At 57.2% G+C, this 20,616-nt stretch carries 19 protein-coding genes; all 19 read left to right on the top strand.

Annotated elements, in window-relative coordinates:
- The first annotated feature begins 18 nt into the window (after positions 1 to 18).
- Positions 19 to 552, top strand: coding sequence for a type VI secretion system contractile sheath small subunit (tssB, locus tag F3I20_RS03320; protein WP_013357574.1), 534 nt, complete (start codon positions 19 to 21; stop codon positions 550 to 552).
- Positions 549 to 2,048 carry a type VI secretion system contractile sheath large subunit gene (gene tssC, locus F3I20_RS03315; RefSeq protein ID WP_150038161.1) on the top strand — a complete coding sequence of 500 codons (1,500 nt, stop codon included), beginning with the start codon at positions 549 to 551 and terminating at the stop codon, positions 2,046 to 2,048. The genes tssB and tssC overlap by 4 nt, the downstream gene beginning before the upstream one ends.
- 93 nt (positions 2,049 to 2,141) lie before the next feature.
- The gene (locus F3I20_RS03310; RefSeq protein ID WP_150038160.1) at positions 2,142 to 2,354 is read left to right on the top strand and encodes a hypothetical protein; all 213 of its coding nucleotides are present in this window, start codon (positions 2,142 to 2,144) and stop codon (positions 2,352 to 2,354) included.
- Between the two features lie 241 nt (positions 2,355 to 2,595).
- Positions 2,596 to 3,078 (top strand): Hcp family type VI secretion system effector, encoded by a 483-nt coding sequence (locus F3I20_RS03305; RefSeq protein WP_013357577.1) that lies wholly within the window; start codon positions 2,596 to 2,598, stop codon positions 3,076 to 3,078.
- A gap of 101 nt (positions 3,079 to 3,179) precedes the next feature.
- Positions 3,180 to 4,172: a hypothetical protein gene (locus F3I20_RS03300; protein WP_150038159.1), complete on the top strand. Its 993-nt coding sequence runs from the start codon at positions 3,180 to 3,182 to the stop codon at positions 4,170 to 4,172.
- Positions 4,169 to 4,582 (top strand): hypothetical protein, encoded by a 414-nt coding sequence (locus F3I20_RS03295; protein ID WP_150038158.1) that lies wholly within the window; start codon positions 4,169 to 4,171, stop codon positions 4,580 to 4,582. The genes F3I20_RS03300 and F3I20_RS03295 overlap by 4 nt, the downstream gene beginning before the upstream one ends.
- An 18-nt stretch (positions 4,583 to 4,600) precedes the next feature.
- Positions 4,601 to 5,014, top strand: a complete 414-nt coding sequence (locus F3I20_RS03290) for a hypothetical protein (RefSeq protein ID WP_150038157.1) — start codon at positions 4,601 to 4,603, stop codon at positions 5,012 to 5,014.
- 153 nt (positions 5,015 to 5,167) lie between these two features.
- Positions 5,168 to 5,533 (top strand): T6SS amidase immunity protein Tai4 family protein, encoded by a 366-nt coding sequence (locus tag F3I20_RS03285; protein ID WP_150038156.1) that lies wholly within the window; start codon positions 5,168 to 5,170, stop codon positions 5,531 to 5,533.
- Positions 5,534 to 5,552: 19 nt separating this feature from the next.
- The gene (locus tag F3I20_RS03280) at positions 5,553 to 5,945 is read left to right on the top strand and encodes a lysozyme inhibitor LprI family protein (RefSeq protein ID WP_223822596.1); all 393 of its coding nucleotides are present in this window, start codon (positions 5,553 to 5,555) and stop codon (positions 5,943 to 5,945) included.
- 296 nt (positions 5,946 to 6,241) lie between these two features.
- Complete coding sequence (gene tagH / locus F3I20_RS03275; RefSeq protein WP_150038154.1) at positions 6,242 to 8,101, top strand: type VI secretion system-associated FHA domain protein TagH; 1,860 nt, start codon at positions 6,242 to 6,244, stop codon at positions 8,099 to 8,101.
- Complete coding sequence (locus F3I20_RS03270) at positions 8,098 to 8,889, top strand: PP2C family protein-serine/threonine phosphatase (RefSeq protein WP_013357582.1); 792 nt, start codon at positions 8,098 to 8,100, stop codon at positions 8,887 to 8,889. The genes tagH and F3I20_RS03270 overlap by 4 nt, the downstream gene beginning before the upstream one ends.
- Before the next feature lie 10 nt (positions 8,890 to 8,899).
- Positions 8,900 to 9,877 carry a hypothetical protein gene (locus F3I20_RS03265; RefSeq protein ID WP_150038153.1) on the top strand — a complete coding sequence of 326 codons (978 nt, stop codon included), beginning with the start codon at positions 8,900 to 8,902 and terminating at the stop codon, positions 9,875 to 9,877.
- 16 nt (positions 9,878 to 9,893) lie between these two features.
- Entirely contained in the window at positions 9,894 to 10,721 is an 828-nt protein-coding gene (locus tag F3I20_RS03260) for a type VI secretion system accessory protein TagJ (RefSeq protein ID WP_150038152.1), read from the top strand.
- A complete protein-coding gene (tssE, locus tag F3I20_RS03255; RefSeq protein WP_150009541.1) occupies positions 10,711 to 11,286 on the top strand; it encodes a type VI secretion system baseplate subunit TssE in 576 nt (191 codons plus the stop codon). The genes F3I20_RS03260 and tssE overlap by 11 nt, the downstream gene beginning before the upstream one ends.
- A 2-nt stretch (positions 11,287 to 11,288) precedes the next feature.
- Positions 11,289 to 13,160: a type VI secretion system baseplate subunit TssF gene (tssF, locus tag F3I20_RS03250; RefSeq protein WP_150009539.1), complete on the top strand. Its 1,872-nt coding sequence runs from the start codon at positions 11,289 to 11,291 to the stop codon at positions 13,158 to 13,160.
- Positions 13,157 to 14,203, top strand: coding sequence for a type VI secretion system baseplate subunit TssG (gene tssG / locus F3I20_RS03245; RefSeq protein WP_150009537.1), 1,047 nt, complete (start codon positions 13,157 to 13,159; stop codon positions 14,201 to 14,203). Before tssF ends, tssG begins: the two co-directional genes overlap by 4 nt.
- Before the next feature lie 54 nt (positions 14,204 to 14,257).
- Entirely contained in the window at positions 14,258 to 16,867 is a 2,610-nt protein-coding gene (gene tssH, locus F3I20_RS03240) for a type VI secretion system ATPase TssH (protein WP_150038151.1), read from the top strand.
- A 27-nt stretch (positions 16,868 to 16,894) separates the two neighbouring features.
- On the top strand, positions 16,895 to 18,397 hold the full coding sequence (locus F3I20_RS03235; protein WP_150038150.1) for a serine/threonine protein kinase: 1,503 nt from the start codon (positions 16,895 to 16,897) through the stop codon (positions 18,395 to 18,397).
- A gap of 16 nt (positions 18,398 to 18,413) precedes the next feature.
- Positions 18,414 to 20,612: a type VI secretion system Vgr family protein gene (locus F3I20_RS03230; RefSeq protein WP_223822595.1), complete on the top strand. Its 2,199-nt coding sequence runs from the start codon at positions 18,414 to 18,416 to the stop codon at positions 20,610 to 20,612.
- Positions 20,613 to 20,616 lie beyond the last annotated feature (4 nt).

Genomic DNA, 20,616 nt, shown 5'->3' with positions numbered 1-20,616 from the left:
TCATTGATGGAGAAAACCATGGCAACAAGCAAATCCAGTGGGCAGAAGTTCATTGCCCGCAATCGCGCGCCTCGCGTTCAGATTGAATATGACGTGGAAATTTATGGCGCGGAACGCAAAATCCAGCTGCCGTTTGTGATGGGCGTGCTGGCGGATCTGGTGGGTAAACCGCTGGAGCCGCAGCCGGGCATCGACGACCGCAAATTCCTTGAGATCGACATCGATAACTTCGATGAGCGCATGAAAGCGCTGAAGCCACGCGCCGCGTTCCAGGTAGACAACACCCTGAATGGCGAAGGCAAGCTCAACATCGATCTCACCTTCGACAGCATGGATGACTTTTCGCCGGATGCCGTGGCCCGCAACGTTGAGCCGCTGAGCAAGCTGCTGGAAGCCCGGACCCAGCTGGCAAATCTGCTGACCTACATGGACGGCAAAAACGGCGCAGAAGAGTTGATTGGTAAAGTGCTGCAGGATCCGACGTTGTTACAGGCCCTGACTCATCTGCCGAAGCAGGATGAGGCCACTGAAGGTAAGGAGCCGCAGGCATGACGCAGACTTCACAACAACCCCAGTCGCAGGGCGCAGCCAGTTTCAGTCAGGATGAGTTCAGCGCGCTGCTGAACAAAGAGTTCCGGCCGAAAAGCGACCAGGCACGCGCCGCGGTCGAAAGCGCGGTAAAAACCCTGGCGCAGCAGGCGCTGGAGAACACCGTCACCGTTTCCAGCGACGCCTATCGCACCATTCAGGCGCTGATTGCGGAGATCGACGAAAAGCTGTCGCAGCAGGTTAACCAGATTATTCACCATCCGGAGTTTCAATCGCTGGAGAGCGCCTGGCGCGGCCTGAGCTATCTGGTGAACAACACTGAAACAGACGAGATGCTGAAAATTCGCTTTATGAGCATCTCCAAACAGGAGCTGGGCCGCTCTCTGAAGCGCTACAAAGGTGCTGGCTGGGACCAAAGCCCGCTGTTCAAGAAGATTTACGAGCAGGAGTATGGTCAGTTCGGCGGCGAGCCGTTTGGCTGTCTGGTGGGCGACTACTACTTCGACCACAGCCCGCAGGATGTTGAGCTGCTGGGTGAGATGGCACGCATCGGTTCGGCGGCACACTGTCCGTTTATCACCGGCACCGCGCCGGAAGTGATGCAGATGGAATCCTGGCAGGAGCTGGCGAATCCGCGCGATCTGACCAAAATCTTCCAGAACACCGAATATGCCGCCTGGCGCAGCCTGCGTGAGTCGGAAGATGCACGCTATCTGGGCCTGGTGATGCCGCGTTTCCTGGCGCGTCTGCCTTATGGCATTCGTACCAACCCGGTCGACAGTTTCGATTTTGAAGAGCAGACCGACGGTTCCGATCACGGCAACTACACCTGGAGCAATGCGGCGTACGCGATGGCCGCCAACATCAACCGCTCCTTTAAGGAGTATGGCTGGTGTACCGCAATCCGCGGCGTGGAATCGGGCGGGGCGGTTGAGAACCTGCCGTGCCACACCTTCCCGAGCGATGATGGCGGCGTGGACATGAAGTGTCCGACCGAAATCGCCATCAGCGATCGTCGTGAGGCCGAGCTGGCTAAAAACGGCTTTATGCCGCTGGTGCATCGCAAAAACTCTGACTTCGCCGCCTTTATTGGCGCGCAGTCACTGCAGAAGCCGACGGAATATCACGACGCCGATGCCACCGCCAATGCCCGTCTGGCCGCGCGTCTGCCTTATCTGTTCGCCTGCTGCCGCTTTGCGCATTACCTGAAGTGCATCGTGCGTGACAAGATCGGCTCCTTCCGCGAGCGCGATGAGATGGAACGCTGGCTGAACGACTGGGTGATGAACTACGTCGATGGCGATCCAGCTAACTCCTCGCAGGAGACCAAGTCTCGCAAGCCGCTGGCCGCTGCCGAGGTGAATGTGGAAGAGCAGGAAGACAATCCCGGCTATTACGCCGCGAAGTTCTTCCTGCGTCCGCACTACCAGCTGGAAGGTTTAACCGTTTCGCTGCGTCTGGTCTCTAAGCTGCCGTCACTGAAAAATGACAATGCTTAAGGGCTGAGTCGTAAGGTTATCAGGCGCGAAAAGGTTTTGCGCCTGATGCCTCACAGAAAGATTGCTGAGGTGAATGTCAGGGAGGATAAAAGAATGGTTAAAAAATTAGCTCTGTATTTACTCCGTTATCTGCTGGTTTTTATTTCAGCCCTGATTTTATTCACATGCGCAGGTTATTACCTCTTCGTCTTTGACTGGAATGTCACGATGATGGGGGAAATAATTAACGGCATTCTGATTACTCTTTCAGTCACTGCATCATTAGGTTTTTATTGGGCAGCGGATAAGCTAAGAAGAATTTATTGAGCGCTTTTCTGCTTCCTGAATAACCGGTCAGAACCTCAATTTCTCATCATGACAATTGATTAAATACATTGCCCGGTCTGGTGCCCGGCAATGCACTATCTGAAATATGGTTTATGACGATATTTCAGAAGCAAGGCAAAGGTAAAATATGGACTGTTTTATTCAGCCCCATGCTTTTCTTTTTGCCATATCCTTGCTTTTTTTGAAAGCAATCATCTCAACCAATAAAGAGTGAAAGATAATGGCTATTGATATGTTTATGAAGGTCGACGGTGTCACCGGCGAATCTAAAGACTCTAACCACACTGGCTGGACTGATATTACCTCTTTCTCATGGGGTGCTTCTCAGCCAGGCAACATGTCTGTGGGCGGCGGCGGCGGTGCGGGTAAAGTTAACTTCAACGACCTGCACGTGAATGCACTGATCGACAAATCCACCACTGCGCTGCTGAAGAACTGCGCAAGCGGTAAGCATCTCACTAAAGTTGAACTCTCTATCTGTAAAGCGGGCGGTTCTCAGGTCGAGTATGCGCGCATCACCCTGGAAGACGTTCTGGTGACCGCGGTGAATTACAATGGCTCCGACAACGGCGATACCCTGGGAATGACCTACTCCTTCCAGGCATCCAAAGTGAAGCAGCAGTACTGGGAGCAGAGTTCTTCCGGCGGCAAAGGCGCAGAGAGCAGCGCTGGCTGGGACATCAAAGGCAATAAAGAAGCTTAATAAAATACGCCTCCGAAAAGGGGGCGTATCTTCATTAAAATTCAAGGAATCAGATGCAATAGTTATACGTTTCGAACATTTAATTGCAAAAGGAGGTTGTTATGGCTGAGAAAAACTCAATTGAGCCGGGATTTTGTGTTGTTCAGCGTCCAGGAAGACTGACTGAGCAGGCAATGTGGCTTTATGGCACGCGCAATATGTCTGCCGCGAACTATTTTTTGCAATTAAATGCTGATGTTGCATGGGCTAAACCCGGCCAGATTTTAATCGTTGCCGATCCGAATGGTAATAATCACCCGGCAGCCATGCGCACGCTGGAAGAAGCTAAATCCAGAACCAATAATAGTGTCACTCATCTGACCGTTGATGAGGCTGATTTCTTTAACCGCCATTATGCTTCCATTGCTGCTATTACCAATTTTATGGATAAAGCATCAGGTATCATCGGCGATGCGGGAGAGCGCTATTTCAATGAAATTGGCAAGAAACTTGTCGCTATTGAGAATGCCTACCGTAACCAATATCTGACATCAGGAACATTGTTCGGGCAGCAGTTTTTTATCGAGCGTAAACGCCTGTTTGGTGAAGTTGAAGTATTACTGAATCGTTTATCCCGATTTATGTTGAACTTGCGCCCCTATGAAAAAATTAAGCATGCTTTAAACCTTTCCAGCTCATCTATTATTCATGACTGGCAAACTGCTGGCACAGGAGTAATACGTGGTTATTCGACCTATGTCGATAGTGCAGCCAAAGCAGCGAAATTTATGAAAATGGGTGGATGGGTTTCGATAGGATTTAGTGCTGTGAATACAACGAATGAGGTTTATCACAGCTGTACCACTGAAAGAGAAGAAGAATGCTCAAAAGTAGCGGTGAAAGGGTATTCTCAGTTTGCAGCAAGCACGACTGCAGGTATCCTGGGCGGCACGGCGGCGGGTGCAATCGCAACTTCTGCCTGCGTAGCACTGGGTGTTGCAACCGGAGGTATAGGTGCGTTAGCTTGTGGAATAGTCGGATCCGCTGCAGGTGGTTTTGGTGCTGCTAAGCTGGGTGAAAAAGGGGCAGGCATTTTAATGGATAAGATTTTATGAGTTTGTATGATTTTTTTATGTATGGCAGTGTGATTTTATCTGTTTTGGTTATTCTTCTGCATGTCTATGCTGCGTGGTTCTTTAGAGTTAATCGAAAGGCGTATCAGGATTTTATCGATCTTTATCAAAATGCTGGCTTGCAATTAGACCTAACCACGAAAGTTGCAAATCATTTGGGGTTCTATGCTAATTATCAGAAGTTAGCCTTTTTCATGAATCTCAGGAAAGGGCGGAAAATGCGCTTTTCTAAATCTGAAAATGTCAGCATAAAGGCCTATGAATTTGTACAAAAACAACCTAAAGACAAAATGGTTTGGATGGAAAAGACGCTCTATCTTTACCAGCTTACTTTTTTTCTGACAGTTGTCTGGGCTTTTTTTATGGCTATTTTTATTTATGTATTTAACTGAAGCTATGGATAAGACTTTATGACCTGGCCTTGCATTTTGATTGCTGTGTCAGTGATGTCTTTTCTGAGTTCGATTGCTTTGCAAATTGTAGGCTACATAATATTCAGAAAAAATGTTCAAAACTATGAATCATTAATTGGCGAGTTTCGTAAAAGAAGATTGGATCTTGATTTCAGCACTCAGGTTAGCTCCTTTTTCAGTCCATCATTCCATCCTGTGAAAATTTCCTGGTTTGCACGCTTATATAAAGGTGTGAAACTTCAGCGTAGAGGTAAGGAGAGCGTTAGCCAGGAGACTTATGATTTTATTCAATCGTTACCTGAAAAAGAAATAGGCTGGCTAATACGCCTTCATACTTTAAATATGGTGACTGCGGTAATGATGATTGGCGGAGGTTTAGGTTTTATTATCTGGCGTCATTTTTATAACTAGTATGTGCTTAACTATGATCATGGAGATGGCTTCAGTAATATCCGAGTGCATGTGACACCCTGAAAAAGCAATATCTGTTCTGATACCTGTCGCTTCCTGAATGCGCAGATTATGGCAGTGTGTCCCTGATGTCGCTTCCCTGTGGATACTAAAATGAAAAAAGTCCTGATGTTATTCGTTCTGACGTTTTCTCCTGCAGTGCTGGCGATAACGTCTCCGGTCCCAGACGCCTTTAAGCAACCGCAGATTTTCAGGAACTGGCTTCTGAACCGCTGTGCAGGTAAGGCTTCGACTGACAAGGCCTTCACCGATGATGCCTTTAAAAGTGCATCAGCCTGGTTAGAGGTAAGCCACCTCCCTGTTGAAGCATTCAGTGATGGTGATAAGTTGATTAATGCGTATCTGAAGATGAACCTGACCGGCTCGGTATCAGGTAACTTCAATATGATGAAATGCACATTACTTTCGCAAAGCCAGGATGCTAAGATGCTTTACGAAAGATATAAAAATAAAAGTTAATATCAATGGTAAGTTTCTGATGAAATATTTTTATTTACTGCTATGCGTTTTAGCTTCTTATGTTTCCTCCGTCCAGGCGATGAGTGATTGTTCGAACGGGAATAACACTCAGGAAGTTAATGAATGTGCAGAAAAAAATAAAATAGAGTCTGAGCTGACTTTAAATAAAGAGTATAAAGCGGCGAAGAACCGAATCGAGCACTTTTATAAAGGCCATGATCAGGAGTTCAGCCAGTACCGAAGTGCCTTCCTTGATACTCAGCGCCACTGGCTTAAATACCGTGATAGTCAGTTCAGGCTGGAAGCCTATGCCGCTGAAGAGGGCAGCGATGCTTATGTGAGTGTCATGAATTTCTGTATTGACCGTCTCGATAAGGAACGCACTGCAATTCTGAAGCAACTACCTTACTGATTACCCAGAAAGATTTATGTCTGTTTAAAATTCAAAAAAATTACTCTTATTCGTTTCTGATATGCTGTCTTTTCTGATTCGGAATTATGCTGCATGCTTCTTTAATTAAGAATTAATTCCCATCGCAGTGGATTTAATTTATTAACCAGTCACTCTGTCAATTTAAGTAACGTATCCGGCATTACTAATTTAAATAAACTCAGCTCCAAAATTAAACTCCCTGCTCCCTATACCCCGCGCCTTTCCCCGAGAGGTGCGCGGTATAGATGCCGAACCGCTAACCGCAGGAATCCGTTATGCGCTTTACGATAATAACGACTAAACCCGGCCAACAGCCGCCGCAAACTCATTGTGATTTTTTCCCGCCCGGCGGCACCATTGGTCGCGGTGTGGATAACAATCTGGTGCTGCCGGATGACGACCGAACGCTCTCCCGGTTGCAGGCCATTGTGCACATCACCGCGAACGGTGAGTGTCGCCTGACTAATCGTGGCAATGTGACGCGCGTGCTGCTCAACGATATTCCGCTGGAACGCGGTCGTCAGGTTGAGCTGCAGGATGGGGACATTCTGGGCATCGATGATTATCAGCTGCTGGTCAGCGATCTCAACAGTGCACAGCAACCGCAGGCTGAAAGGGCGGTTCCGCGTCCGGAGCCGGTCCAGCCTGCCGCGGCTCCTCGTGAACCTGTAGCCGAAAAAGCCAGCACCACCGCCGCCATCCCCAGCGAAATCTGGGACAGCCTGGCGAAAGAGTTTTCGATTTCCGACGATCTCTCTAAACGCAAAGCCGTGCCGGAGATGCCGGATGCCCATCCGCTGACCGCGCCCGCTATGCCAGACCGCAATCCGGAAGATCCACTGGCACAGCTGATCAACGATGCGCCGCTGGATTACGGTCAGCAGCCCAAAAACAGCAGCCTGTTTGACGACGGCGATGCGCTGTTCGCGCAGCAGAGCATTTTTGACGACCGCACGCCGAGCACGCTGTCAGCTCAGCAGCCCAGCGCGCCAAAGCAGTCTGAAGCGCCCACCGCTGAACTGGATCCACTGAGCCTGTTCGACGGCGAGAGCAGTGCGGATGTGCGCAACCATGATGATCCCTTAGGACTGATGATGGGGAACGCGGTGCCGCTGGCGCAGCCGGAGCCAGCGAAACCGGCGACGCTGCATGTGCCGCCTCAGCCAGAGACAAAGCCTGAGCCGGTTGCCGCACGCTCACCTGAGCAGGCTCCCGTCAGTGTGAACGAAATGGATCACTCACCGCTGTTCAACGGCATCGACTTACCCGTTGATGACCAGCCTCATAGTGAGGCCCCGCGCCAGACGCTGCTGGCGGATGAGGCGGAATCCGGTCAGACAGATGCGGTTAATCCGCAAAACGACTACGGCGGCATTACGCTGCCGACACCCCAGGCGGTGCAGCGTACTCCCTCACCGACGCCGAAAGGGCGGCTGCGCATTGATCCGGTTGCCTCGGGTCACCAGCATGCCGCCGCCGTGCAGCCCTCCACATCCAGCCAGAGCAGCGGCGATGCGCTGAAAGGTGAACTGCTGGACGCGCTGCTGGAAGGCATGGGTCTGCGCGATCTGCAGCCAACGCCGCAGTTTGACCGCGAGCAGATGCTGCAGTTTGGTCAGATGCTCAGCATGTTCTCGCAGGGCACGGTCGCACTGCTGTCATCGCGCTCGATCCTTAAGCGCGGCGTTAAGGCCGACATGACGGTGATCCTCGACGACGCCAATAACCCCTTCAAGCTGCTGCCATCGGGTAAAACCGTCCTGATGCAGATGTTCGGCAGCCGGATGCCGGGCTTTATGCCACCGCGTCAGGCGGTGCGGGATGCGCTGATCGATTTGCAGGCGCACCAGCTGGGCATGATCGCCGGTATCCGCGCCATCATCGCCTCAATGCTGCAATCCTTTAATCCGGAGCAGCTGGAAGAGGAGGCGCGTCAGGCGGGGTCGGTTTCCCGTATCGGCCTGCCGGGCAGCCGCAAGGCGGCACTGTGGGAGCATTTTGTTGAGCGCTACGGTGAGACGGCGGGCGAGATCGAAGACGATTTCCACACCCTGTTTGGTGAAGCGTTTCTGCACGCCTATGACCTGGAAGTTAATCAGTACAAAGACTCACAAACCCACACGGATGACGCATGAATATCACTATTGCCTCGACGTCGAATCAGGGCGATCGCGCCAGTAATCAGGATCAGATCGGTGATGTCATCGGTAAGCGCTCCGCCTGTTTTGTGGTGTGCGACGGTGTGGCCGGGTTTCCCGGCGGCGACAGGGCGGCCGCGATCGCCCGCAGCAGCCTGCTGGAAGCGTTTGATGGGGATGCGCACCTCAATGCGCAGTCGATTCGCAACTACGTTAATCACGCGAATCACGCCATCCGGCAGCAGCAGAAAGCCAGCAGCGAGCACAGTCGGATGGGAACCACGCTGGTCAGCCTGTTCATCGACCGCGACTACCACCTTGCCTGCTGGGCGCATGCCGGTGACAGCCGCCTTTATCTGTTCCGCCGCGGCTATCTCTATCTGGTCACCACCGACCACAGCCTGGTACAGCAGATGAAAGATGCCGGACATCGCACCGAAGGCATCAACAGCAATCTGCTCTATTTTGCGCTGGGAATGGGTGATGAGCAGCGCGACGCCAGCTACAGCGACGTGGTCGGGATTGAGGATGGCGATGCCTTTCTGCTCTGCACCGATGGTTTCTGGCACGGTGTGACGCTGGAGCAGATGCAGCAGTCACTGCACATGGTGAATACGCCGGAAGAGTGGCTGACGCTGATGCAGCAAATCATCAAAAACGATCAGTCAGATCAGGGGCAGCAGGATAATTTCAGCGCACTGGCCGTCTGGATCGGATCGCCCCAGGACACCACTTTGCTGCACTCGCTCTCTGAAGCGGCGCAGTTCTTCCCTCTGCGAGATTGAGAACGCCAACATGAAATATGGATTACTGGGTCTGGCTGCGCTGCTGCTCAGCACGCACGCTTATGCTGAAAACTATCGCATCGTTCAGTCCCCGGCACAGAAACTGGATGTCTGGATTGATGACGTCAAAAACAATCAGCTGTCGAGCTGGTGTAACAGCACCATTAACCTGCGCATCGTCACGCTGGGTGAGAAAAACCCAACGGTCTTAAAAGAGTTTCTGCCACGGGTGGCTGGCCTGATGGCGTCGCAGTGTAAGCCGCTGCAGCAGCTGCACTGGCAGCTGACCGATACAGCGGGCAGTGAAATCGCCACCGGCAGTGCCGCCCGGGCGCAGCAGTGGAAGACCGTGGTGACGCCGTCTGCGCCGCCTGCACAGCAACAGCCAGCGACGACTGCCGTGCCTGCGGACCCATTGGTCAATGCCGCTCAGGCTGACACCTCGCCATGGCTGCAGTTCAGCCTTCTCGACGGCTGCCATTTCCGCACCTGGTGGCAGCATCCGGCGCAGGGCAGCGCACTGTTTGTGCCAGCTAAGCAGGGGCTGGTTTGCGGTTCCGATGGCTGGCTCAGCGGACACAGCCGCCTGACGCAGCAGGGTAACGGTGCGCCGGCAGCCGTCGGCGTGACCTTCCTGCAGGGCTTCCCGGTGATGGGACTGAGCAGTCAGTGGTCTACCGCTGAACTGCATATCACCACGGTCAACAGCGAGCGCATGGTGCTGAGTAACGAGAAATCTCCGGACAGCTGGCTGGTTCTGCCGTTCAGCAACCGTTTTAACGGCTGGCAGTCAACGCGTCAGGTGGTGGTGCAGATGCCCGCCAGTGAAGCCGCTGATGAGAGTGCGCTGCAGGCACGTCTGCAGGAAGTCCGCAAAGTCTGGTCACCGTGGGTCAGCGGTGATGCCACGCTGAGCGTAAAGCTGGTGGAAAAACTGCACCCTGAACTGAAAGATCCCGCCGCTGCGGTCTATCGCACCCTTAACTGACGCAAAAGGAGTTTGCATGGAATCCTTACAACACCGTCTGGCTAACGCCACGCTCAGCGAGACGCTGGCTGATGTGACCCGCCAGATTCAGGCCAATCCGGCGAACGCCGACCTGCGGGCTGCCTTTGTGCAACTGCTCTGTCTGGCGGGCAACTGGATGCGTGCGCAGACGCAGCTGCAATCCTGGCTGGCATTAAGCCCGCAGGCGCAACCGACCGTCAATCTGTTGCAACAGGCGATTGCCGGTGAGCTGCAGCGTGACGCCGTGCTGCGTGGCGAGGCACAGCCGGTGCTGCCGGGCAGCGCGTGGCACTGGTGCGATACGCTGCTGGCCGCGTTGCAGGCCGAAACCGTGGGCGATGTCGCGCGCGGCAGCGCACTGCGGGCTGACGCGCTGGAGCTTGCTGCCGTTAATCCCGGCACCGCGACCGGGCAGGATCAGCCCGCCGCCTTCAGCTGGCTGATGGATGGCGACAGTCGTTTCGGGCCGGTGTGTGAAGTGATCAATCAGGGCCGTTATTACTGGATCCCGTTTGCCGCCATTCGTGAGATGCAGTTCCAGGCACCCGCCAGCGTCACCGATCTGGTGTGGCGTCATACGCGGGTGCAACTCGTGGATGGCAGCGAGCAGGTGTGCCAGATCCCGGCGCGCTATCCGCTGCTGGCGGGTGCGGAAGAGCGTTTTCTGCGCGCCAGCGTCACCGAATGGCAGCCGCTGGGCAACGACCCGGACCAGTTTATCGGCCAGGGACAAAAAATGTGGCTCAGCGACAGCGCAGAGTTCTCACTGCTGAGCCTGCACAAGGTCGCGTTTGATAACGTTGAGTCCGCCGATGAGCCATGATTCAGGCACGCACAACGACGGCTATGTCCAGCTGCATGGCGGCTTTCGTGCGCGCAAAAAGCGCGATGCGTTAACCGCCCGCGACAAGCTGCAATCCTCTCTGCTGGATCGCCTGACCGACAACGCGCCGGACAAGCAACAGGAGCCGGAGAACAGCATGCTGATCAGCCACAGCACGCTGCGCCGCCACGTGCTGCGCGATCTGCAGTGGCTGTTTAACACCATCAACAATGAAGCGCAGCAGGATCTGGGCGGTTTCGATCAGGTACAGCGCTCGGTCTGGAATTTCGGCGTAGCGCCGCTGGCCGGACAGAACGTCTCCGATATCGAATGGCAGGATATGCAGCGCAAAATGACCAACGCCATTCTGCACTTCGAACCGCGCATTCTGCCGCAGGGACTCCAGGTGCGCTGCGTCAGCGATCTCAGTTCGCTCAGTCTGCACAACGTACTGTCGATTGAGATCAAAGGGCGGCTCTGGTGCGTGCCTTATCCGCTGGCGTTTCTGTTCCGCACTCAGGTTGATCTGGAGAGCGGCCATTTCGAACTTCAGGATGCAGGGTAATCATGGACAGCAATCTGCTCGACTACTACAACCGTGAACTGGCTTACCTGCGTGAGATGGGGGCGGAGTTCGCGACGCGTTACCCGAAAGTGGCAGGGCGTCTTGGCATGCATGGCATCGACGTGGCAGACCCTTATGTCGAGCGGCTGATGGAGGGATTTGCCTTCCTGACGTCGCGCGTGCAGCTGAAGATGGATGCGGAGTTTCCGCGCTTCTCGCAGCGCCTGCTGGAGATGATTGCGCCATCCTATCTCTCACCAACCCCGTCAATGGCGATTGCTCAACTGACGCCGGACAGCCGCAAGGGTGACATCACCCAGGGCTTTCGCGTGCCGCGCGGCACCATGATGGAGAGCCAGAACCTGAAAAAAACCGGGGTGACCTGCAGCTACACCACCGCACACGATGTGGTGCTGCATCCGCTGCGCATCAGCGAAGTCACTCTCGGCGGCGTGCCCGGCGATCTGCCCACGGGGGAGCTGAAACTCAGCGGCCTGGGCGCGGCCAGTGCGCTGCGCATCCGCATCAGCTGCGAAGGGATCTCCTCGCTGAGTCAGCTCCGTGTGGATGACCTGATGCTGTTCCTGAGCGGCCCCGATATTCAGGCCCTGAAACTGCTGGAGCTGCTGATGCAGCACCGGGTGGGCATCGTGTTGCAGTCCGCAGAGCAGCGGCCACAGCGTCAGGTGCTGACGGATGAGGCCCTGCAGCAGGAGGGTTTTGCGCCGGAGCAGGCGCTGCTGCCGGACGATCTGCGCAACTTCGACGGCTATCGTCTGTTGCAGGAGTATTTTGCGTTTCCGGCGCGCTTCCAGTTTATCAGTCTCAGTCAACTCGGCCCGTTTCTGCGCCGCTGCGACAACGCCACCGCATTCGACATCATCATTCTGCTCGATAAAGCGGACAGCGCGCTGGAAAGCGTGGTCGATCACAGCCATCTGGCGCTGCACTGCACGCCGGTCATCAATCTGTTCCCGAAAACCGCCGAGCGTCTGAAGGTCAGCGACAGCCAGCATGAATATCATCTGGTGGTGGATAACATCCGGCCGCTGGATTACGAAGTGCATTCGGTGCAGCGGCTGTTCGCCACCGTAGAAGGCCAGCGGGAAGAGCAGGTTTTCCGTCCGTTCTGGAGCACCTTCAGCGGTGACCAGGGTGATTACGGTGCTTACTTCTCACTGCGGCGTGAACAGCGCACCCTGTCAGAGCAGGCGCAGCGCTACGGCACGCGCACCGGCTACATCGGTTCCGAAGTCTTTTTGTCGCTGGTGGATGAACATCACGCGCCGTGGCGCGATGACGTGCGCTATCTCTCCGCCGAGGTGATGTGCACCAGCCGCGATCTGCCGCTGATGCTGCAGCAGGATCAGGGCAACTTCGTGATGCCGGACTCGATTCCGGTGTCGGAGCTGAAACTGTGCAAAGGGCCGACCCCGCCGCGTCCGGCGCTGGCGGAAGGCCTTTCGGCCTGGCGGCTGATCAGCCATCTGCAGATGAACTACCTCAGCCTGATGGACAGCAGCGACGGGGAAGGTGCGGCGGCGCTGCGTCAGCTGCTAAGCCTCTATGCCAACCTCGCGGAAGCGCCGGTTGCCCGCCAGATAGATGGCATCCGCCACTGTACGCTCAGCGCGGTGAACCGCCGCGTGCCGGAGCCAGGTCCGGTGGTGTTTGCCCGTGGTATCAGCATCACGCTGGAAGTCGATGAGCAGGCGTTTTCGGGTGCCAGCCCGTGGCTGTTTGGCAGCGTGCTGGAGCGGGTCTGTAGCCGCCTCGTGGCGCTGAACAGTTTTACGGAGTTCACCCTGAACAGCCAGCAGCGTGGGGAAGTGGGCTACTGGCCACCGCGCATGGGCCGGAAAGCGCTGATATGAGTGGCGAAAAAGTCATTACGCTGCCGCGGCTCACCCGTCTGCCGGATGATTTCTGGCAGAAGGTGATGGCCGCACCGTGGCGCTACGATCTGTTCCAGCTGCTGCGGCGGCTGGATGCGCAGGGCGGTCAGCGTTATCCGCTGGGCCGTGCGCCGCTGCCGAAGTTCGAATCGGTGCGCATCGGTCAGACGCCGTCACTGGCGTTTGCGCCCGCCACCATCGCCAGCGCCACGCCACGTGAAGAGTCGGGACGGCATGAGCTGTCGATTTACAGCTTTGGCTTGTTTGGTCCCAACGGCCCGCTGCCGACCCATCTGACCGAATATGTGCACGAACGGATCGTGCATCATCAGGATCACAGCCTGTCGGCATTTGCTGACCTGTTTCATCATCGCGCCACGCTGCTGTTCTATCGCGCCTGGGCGGATGCGCAGCCGACGGTCTCCCTGGATCGCCCCGACGACAGCCGCTTCCTGAACTATCTCGCCTGCCTGGGCGGCATCGGTTTACCGGCTCAGCAGCAGGCCAGCTCGCTGAGCCTCCATGCACGGCTGATGCTGGTGGGCCATCTCAGCCGTCACGGTCATGATGCTGAAGGGCTGGTCCGCATTCTGCGCCACTACTTTGGCGTGCCGGTGCAGCTGACGCAGAACCTGCCGCACTGGCTGACGCTGGACAGCCGCGATCAGGCCCGGCTGGGCGCGGGACGCCATATGCCCCGGCTGGGTGCCTCTGCTTTTCTCGGCGTGGCAGTACGCGACGTGCAGCACCGTTTCCGCCTGCATCTGGGGCCGCTCAGCGCCGCGCAGTATGCACATTTCCTGCCCGATGCCCCCGGCGCGCAGGAAGTGCGCGACTGGGTACGTCACTACCTCGGCATCGAAATGCAGTGGGATCTCAGCCTGATCCTGGCCGCAGACGCGGTGCAGGGTGTAGCGCTGGGCGGCGCTGCCCGGCTTGGTTACACCAGCTGGCTGGGGCAGATGCCGCAGCCGCAGGATCGCGAGGATTTTATATTTGAGGTTGAGGCTGCCCCGCGCTAGCCCAGCCGCTTTCCCTGTTACACAGCCTGCGTCTTTCATTGAAGAGAGCCCCCTATGTCAGAAATCAGCCGTGCCGTGCTATTCGGCAAACTGGATACGCTGTTATTTACCTCGCTGGAAAGCGCCACCGCCTTTTGCAAACTGCGCGGCAATCCCTATGTTGAGCTGGTGCACTGGCTGCATCAGCTGATGCAGCAGCAGGATGGCGACTTACAGCAGGTCATCACACATTTTTCACTGGATGAAAAGGCCCTGACGCAGGACATCGTTGCCGCGCTGGATCGCCTGCCGCGCGGAGCCAGTGCGGTCTCCGACCTCTCTGAGCATATCGACAGCGCCGTCGAGCGGGCGTGGGTTTACGCCTCGCTGAAATATGGCGCGACCCGCATCCGAGGCGGCCATCTGCTGATCGGCATGCTGAAAACCTTCAACCTGGCCAGCGTGCTGAAAGGCATTTCCGGCCAGTTCAGCCGCGTCAACGCCGATGCCCTGCTGGAGCAGTTCGACTCACTACTCAGCAATAGCAAAGAAACGCAGCAGGCGCTGAGCGCCCCGGTGAACGCCGCTGGTGCTCCCTCTGCCGCCAGCGGCACGACGCTGGAACAGTACGGGCAGGACCTGACTGCGCGCGCGCGTGAAGGCCGCATCGATCCGGTGACCGGCCGGGACGACGAGATTCGTCAGATGGTGGATATTCTGATGCGTCGCCGTCAGAACAATCCTTTGCTGACCGGCGAAGCGGGTGTCGGAAAGACTGCGGTGGTCGAAGGTCTCGCGCTGCGTATCGCGGCGGGCGATGTGCCTGCGCCGCTGCGTGATGTGCAGCTCTGGCTGCTGGATATCGGGCTGCTGCAGGCCGGTGCCGGGATGAAAGGGGAGTTTGAAGCGCGACTGCAGGCGCTGATCAACGAGGTGCAGTCCAGCCCGACGCCGATTGTGCTGTTTGTGGATGAGATCCACACCCTGGTCGGCGCAGGCGGTCAGCAGGGCACCGGCGATGCCGCTAACCTGCTGAAACCGGCGCTGGCGCGCGGCCAGCTGCGCACCATCGGCGCGACCACCTGGGCCGAATACAAAAAGTACATTGAGAAAGACCCGGCGCTGACCCGTCGCTTCCAGACCGTGCAGGTGCAGGAGCCGGATGAAGCCAAAGCGATTCTGATGCTGCGCAGCACCGTCAGCGCGCTGGAGAAACATCATCGGGTGCTGCTGCTGGATGATGCGGTCAGTGCGGCGGTGAAACTCTCCCATCGCTACATCCCGGCGCGTCAGTTGCCCGATAAAGCCGTGGCGCTGCTGGATACCGCCTGCGCCCGCGTGGCGGTCAGCCAGGGCGCGCAGCCTGCGGCGCTGGAAGATTGCCTGCACCGTCTGGCCGCGCTGGAGATTGAAGCAGAGATCATTGAACGCGAAATCAGGGTCGGCCTTGGTGACATCACCCGCCAGCAGGCGATTGCCGCAGAGCGCACTGCCCTGGAAGCTGAACGCGATGCGCTGCAACAGCGCTGGCTGGAAGAGCGCGAACTGGTCGAGACCCTGATTGCGCTGCGCGCCCGCTGTGTGACCGAAGAGGATGCGGCGCTGCGTGAACAGCGTGATGCAACGCAGCAGCAACTCACTGCGCTGCAGGATGACACCCCGCTGCTGTTTGCCGCCGTCGATGCGGGCGTCGTCGCTGCCGTGGTGTCGGACTGGACCGGCATTCCGCTGGGCCGGATGGTGAAAAATGAGATCGACGCCGTACTCAATCTCGCTGACACCCTGAACCAGCGCGTTATTGGCCAGCGTCACGGTCTGGATCTGATCGCGAAGCGGGTTCGCACCACGCGCGCGCGTCTCGACAACCCCAACAAACCGGCGGGCGTCTTTATGCTGTGCGGGCCGTCCGGTGTCGGGAAAACCGAGACCGCGCTGGCGCTGGCCGAGTCGTTGTATGGCGGCGAGCAGAACATCATCACTATCAACATGAGCGAGTTTCAGGAAGCGCACACCGTCTCGACGCTGAAAGGCGCACCGCCGGGCTACGTCGGTTACGGCGAGGGCGGCGTGCTGACCGAAGCCGTGCGACGTCGTCCCTACAGCGTGGTGCTGCTGGATGAGATTGAGAAAGCGCATCCGGATGTGCATGAGCTGTTCTTCCAGGTGTTCGACAAAGGCTGGATGGAGGATGGCGAAGGCCGCCACATCGATTTCCGCAACACCATCATCATTCTGACCTCGAATGTCGGCACGCAACTGATCAGCGCCATGTGCGCCGATCCTGAGCTGATACCCGATCCCGATGCCCTGAGTACCGCGCTGCGTAAGCCGCTGCTGGAGGTGTTCCCGCCTGCGTTGCTGGGTCGTCTGCTGGTGGTGCCGTATTACCCGCTCAGCGATGACATGCTGGCGGAGATTGTGCGGCTGCAGCTGGCGCGTATTGTGCGTCGTCTGGCCGAGAACCACGGCATTGAGGCGCAGATTGACGAGTCGGTAGTGAGCCAGATCGTCCAGCGCTGTACAGAAGTAGAGTCGGGTGGTCGCATGGTCGACGCCATCCTCACCAACACGCTGTTGCCGCAGATGAGCCAGATACTGCTCAGCGCCCACGCCCGCGATGAACGCTATCGCCGCGTTGAGGTGCGTTGTGAGCAGGGCGAATTTGTCTGCCAGTTCGCTGTTTAAAGCCCAGTCATCAGAGAGTTTTCGAATATGTCGGAACATGATCAACCCCTGAATGTCCCCAACGCCCTGCCGCTGGGTTACCGCTTCAATGAGTTTGAGATTAAAGAGGTCATCGGCGGTGGCGGCTTTGGCATCGTCTATCGCGCCTGGGATCACCAGCTTGAGCGTGATATCGCCATCAAAGAGTTCATGCCTGCCTCGCTGGCGGTGCGCAGCGATGACCTGAATCTGGTGCTGCGCAGTGAGCGCTTCAGCAAAACCTTTCATGCCGGGCTGAACAGCTTTATTCAGGAGGCACGGTTGCTGGCGCGCTTTAACCATCCGAACCTGCTGCACGTGCTGCGTTTCTGGGTGCAGAACGACACCGCCTACATGGGCACGGTGTTCTACAGCGGCACCACGCTCTCGAACTTCCGCGAACGTCATCCGCAGTCGGTGAATGAGGCCTGGATCCGTCGCATGCTGCCGCCGCTGCTGGGGGCGATTAAAACCATCCATGAGGCGGGTTATCTGCATCGCGATATCTCGCTGGATAACATCCAGATCCAGAGCAGCGGCGAGCCGATCCTGCTGGACTTCGGGTCGGCGCGTAAAACCATCGGTAACCTGTCGGATGAGAGCGAGACCATGCTGCGTCCCGGCTATGCGCCGATTGAGCAGTACAGCGACAACGACGAGAGTGAGCAGGGCGCGTGGACCGATATCTACGCGCTGGGCGCGGTGCTGCATACGCTGATTACCGGTGCGCCACCGCCGGTGAGCGTGGTGCGCAGCATTGAAGATAACTATCAGCCGCTGGTGCAGCGTCGTCTGGCGGGCTACTCGACGGCGCTGCTTAGCGCCGTGGATCGCGCGCTGGCGCTGAAACCGGAAGACCGTCCGCAGAGCATTGATGATTTTGCTGTGCTGATGGCACTGCCGGAGCGTGAACCGGAACCGCTGCTCAGTGCAAAAATGAGCGGGCCGGGCACCATGCTGGTGCCGATCGAAGAAGAAGAGATCATCCCGCCCGCCTCGCCGCTGAAAACGCTGCTGGGACACCGCTTTGCACTGCCGGGCCTGGTGGCCGCGGGCGTGCTGGTCGGCCTGTGCGCCGGTCTGCTGATGTCGCGTGGTGATGACCAGACAACGTCGGCTGAGACCGCACAAAACAGCGCGCCTGCCGTCACCGTCGCGCCGGTTAATCAGCCGGTTGCTGCACCACCGACGCAGCCTGACACCCCGCGGGATACCGTTGCCAGCGCGCCGGCTCAGACTGCTGAGCCTGCGCAGACCGCCGCACGCGAACCCGATCCTCAACCGTCACCGCCACCCGCGCCGGTCGCCCAGGTCTATATCCGTCTGCAGCAGGGTGAACGTGTTCAGGTCAACGGTCAGCCGCAGGCGCTGGTCCCGGCGGTGAACGGCTTCGCCACGCTGCAGCTGGCACCGGGTAACTACACCTTTGCCATCAGTGGCCAGAGTGGCACCCGCCAGCAGACGCTGAACATCAGCGAAGAAGGTGTCTGGTTGCTCGATCCACACAGTTAATAGTCAGGGATTACTTATGTTCTCACGCATTACTGCACAGCTGCCGGCGGACGGCCTGTTGTTCCATACGCTCACGGGCACCGAGACGCTGTCCCGTCCGTTTGTGCTCACCGCCGAACTGCTGGCCACCGACGCGCGCATCGACCGTCACGCCCTGCTGGGCAAGCCGGTCACCTTTTCGCTGCCGACCGATGGCCTGATGAGCGCGCTGAGTCCGCGCTACCTCAACGGCAAAATCACCCGGGTAGCCGTGCGCAGCCAGGAGCTGAACGGCACGCGCTACGCGTGCTACGANACGCTCACGGGCACCGAGACGCTGTCCCGTCCGTTTGTGCTCACCGCTGAACTGCTGGCCACCGACGCGCGCATCGACCGTCACGCCCTGCTGGGCAAGCCGGTCACCTTTTCGCTGCCGACCGATGGCCTGATGAGCGCGCTGAGTCCGCGCTACCTCAACGGCAAAATCACCCGGGTAGCCGTGCGCAGCCAGGAGCTGAACGGCACGCGCTACGCGTGCTACGAACTCACGGTGGAGCCGGACCTGTGGCCGATGCGGCGCGACCGCAACCTGCGCATCTTCCAGAGCCAGACGGTGCCGCAGATTGTGCAGACGCTGCTGAAGGAGTACGCGGTTAACGTTGAGACGCGCCTGGCGGGCAACTACCGGGTGTGGGAGTACTGCGTGCAGTATCAGGAGAGCAGCCTGGACTTTATCAGCCGCCTGATGGAGCTGGAGGGAATTTACTACTTCTTCCGCCACGAGGCGGACAAACACACGCTGGTGCTGTGCGACGCGCCGGACCAGCATCAGGCGTTTCCGGGCTATGAGACCATCGCCTATCACGTCACCCCGTCGGGCGGGGTGGTTACAGAAGAGGGCATCAGCCAGTGGTCGCTGGCGGAGAGCGTGACGCCGGGCATCTACAGCACCGACGACTACGACTTCCGCAAGCCGAACGCCTGGATGCTGCAGGCGCGGCAGAACCCGGCATCGCCGGTGCCGGGCTCGGTGGACGTCTACGACTGGCCGGGCCATTTTGTTGACCACAGCCACGGCGAGTCCTATGCACGCATCCGTCAGGAGGTGTGGCAGGCCGAGCACCACAGCGTCAGCGGGTCGGGCACGGCCACCGGCATCGCGCCGGGCTTTACCTTCTCGATCATCAACGCGCCGCACTTCAGCGACAACGGCGAGTACCTGGTGACCTCAGCGACCTATGACTTCGCCGAGAACTCCTACGCCAGCGGCGACACCGGCGACAGTCGCCACAACATCAGCTTCTCAGTGCTGCCGTCGTCGGTGACGTACCGCACGCCGCCGGAGACGCCGTGGCCGAAAACGCACGGCCCGCAGACCGCGAAGGTGGTCGGGCCGAAAGGCGAGTCCATCTGGACCGACCGCTACGGCCGGGTGAAGGTGAAGTTTCACTGGGACCGGCTGGCGAAGGGCGACGACACCAGCTCCTGCTGGGTGCGCGTCTCCAGCGCCTGGGCCGGTCAGGGATTCGGCGGGGTGCAGATCCCGCGCGTGAACGACGAGGTGGTGGTGGACTTCATCAACGGCGACCCGGATCGTCCGCTGATCATCGGCCGCGTGTATAACGAGGCGAGCATGCCGCCGTGGGCGCTGCCGGCGGCAGCGACGCAGATGGGTTTTCTGAGCCGTAGTAAAGATGGACACAAAGATAATGCCAACGCTCTCAGGTTTGAGGATAAAGCAGGACATGAACAGATCTGGATTCATGCTGAAAAAAATATGGATACAGAGATTGAACATAGTGAGACACATGACGTCGGCGTTGACCGTAAAAAAACTATCGGACAGGATGAGCATGTCACGGTTAAGCGTAACCGGGATGTCAATACAGGGGTAAATTCAACCAGTAATACAGGAAGTCAGCACAAAATAAACGTCGGTAAAAATCAGACTGTGCTAACCATGGACAAAGAGGGTAACGCTCTGCTGGAAGCGACAGCCTCTATTAAACTAAAAGTGAATAATAATTATATTCTCATTACACCCTCGAGCATTGAAATTATCGTCTCTGAGGGAGCGCTTAAGGCAGAAAGTATTACTGAAGCCTCCTTCAAAGGCACGCAAATTACGAAGCTGGGTGGAGGAATAAATTCCGAACTTAAAGCGAATGACACGATAAATATCAGTGGAACTAACCTGACGGATATTAAAGGTGCTGTGGTTAAAGTTAATAGCTGATTTC

It is taken from the genome of Candidatus Pantoea gossypiicola, from assembly GCF_008632075.1.
In the GTDB taxonomy this organism is placed as follows: Bacteria; Pseudomonadota; Gammaproteobacteria; order Enterobacterales; family Enterobacteriaceae; genus Pantoea; species Pantoea gossypiicola.
Note: the sequence above shows the minus strand (reverse complement) of the source record. Positions and strands in the feature narration are given on the sequence as shown.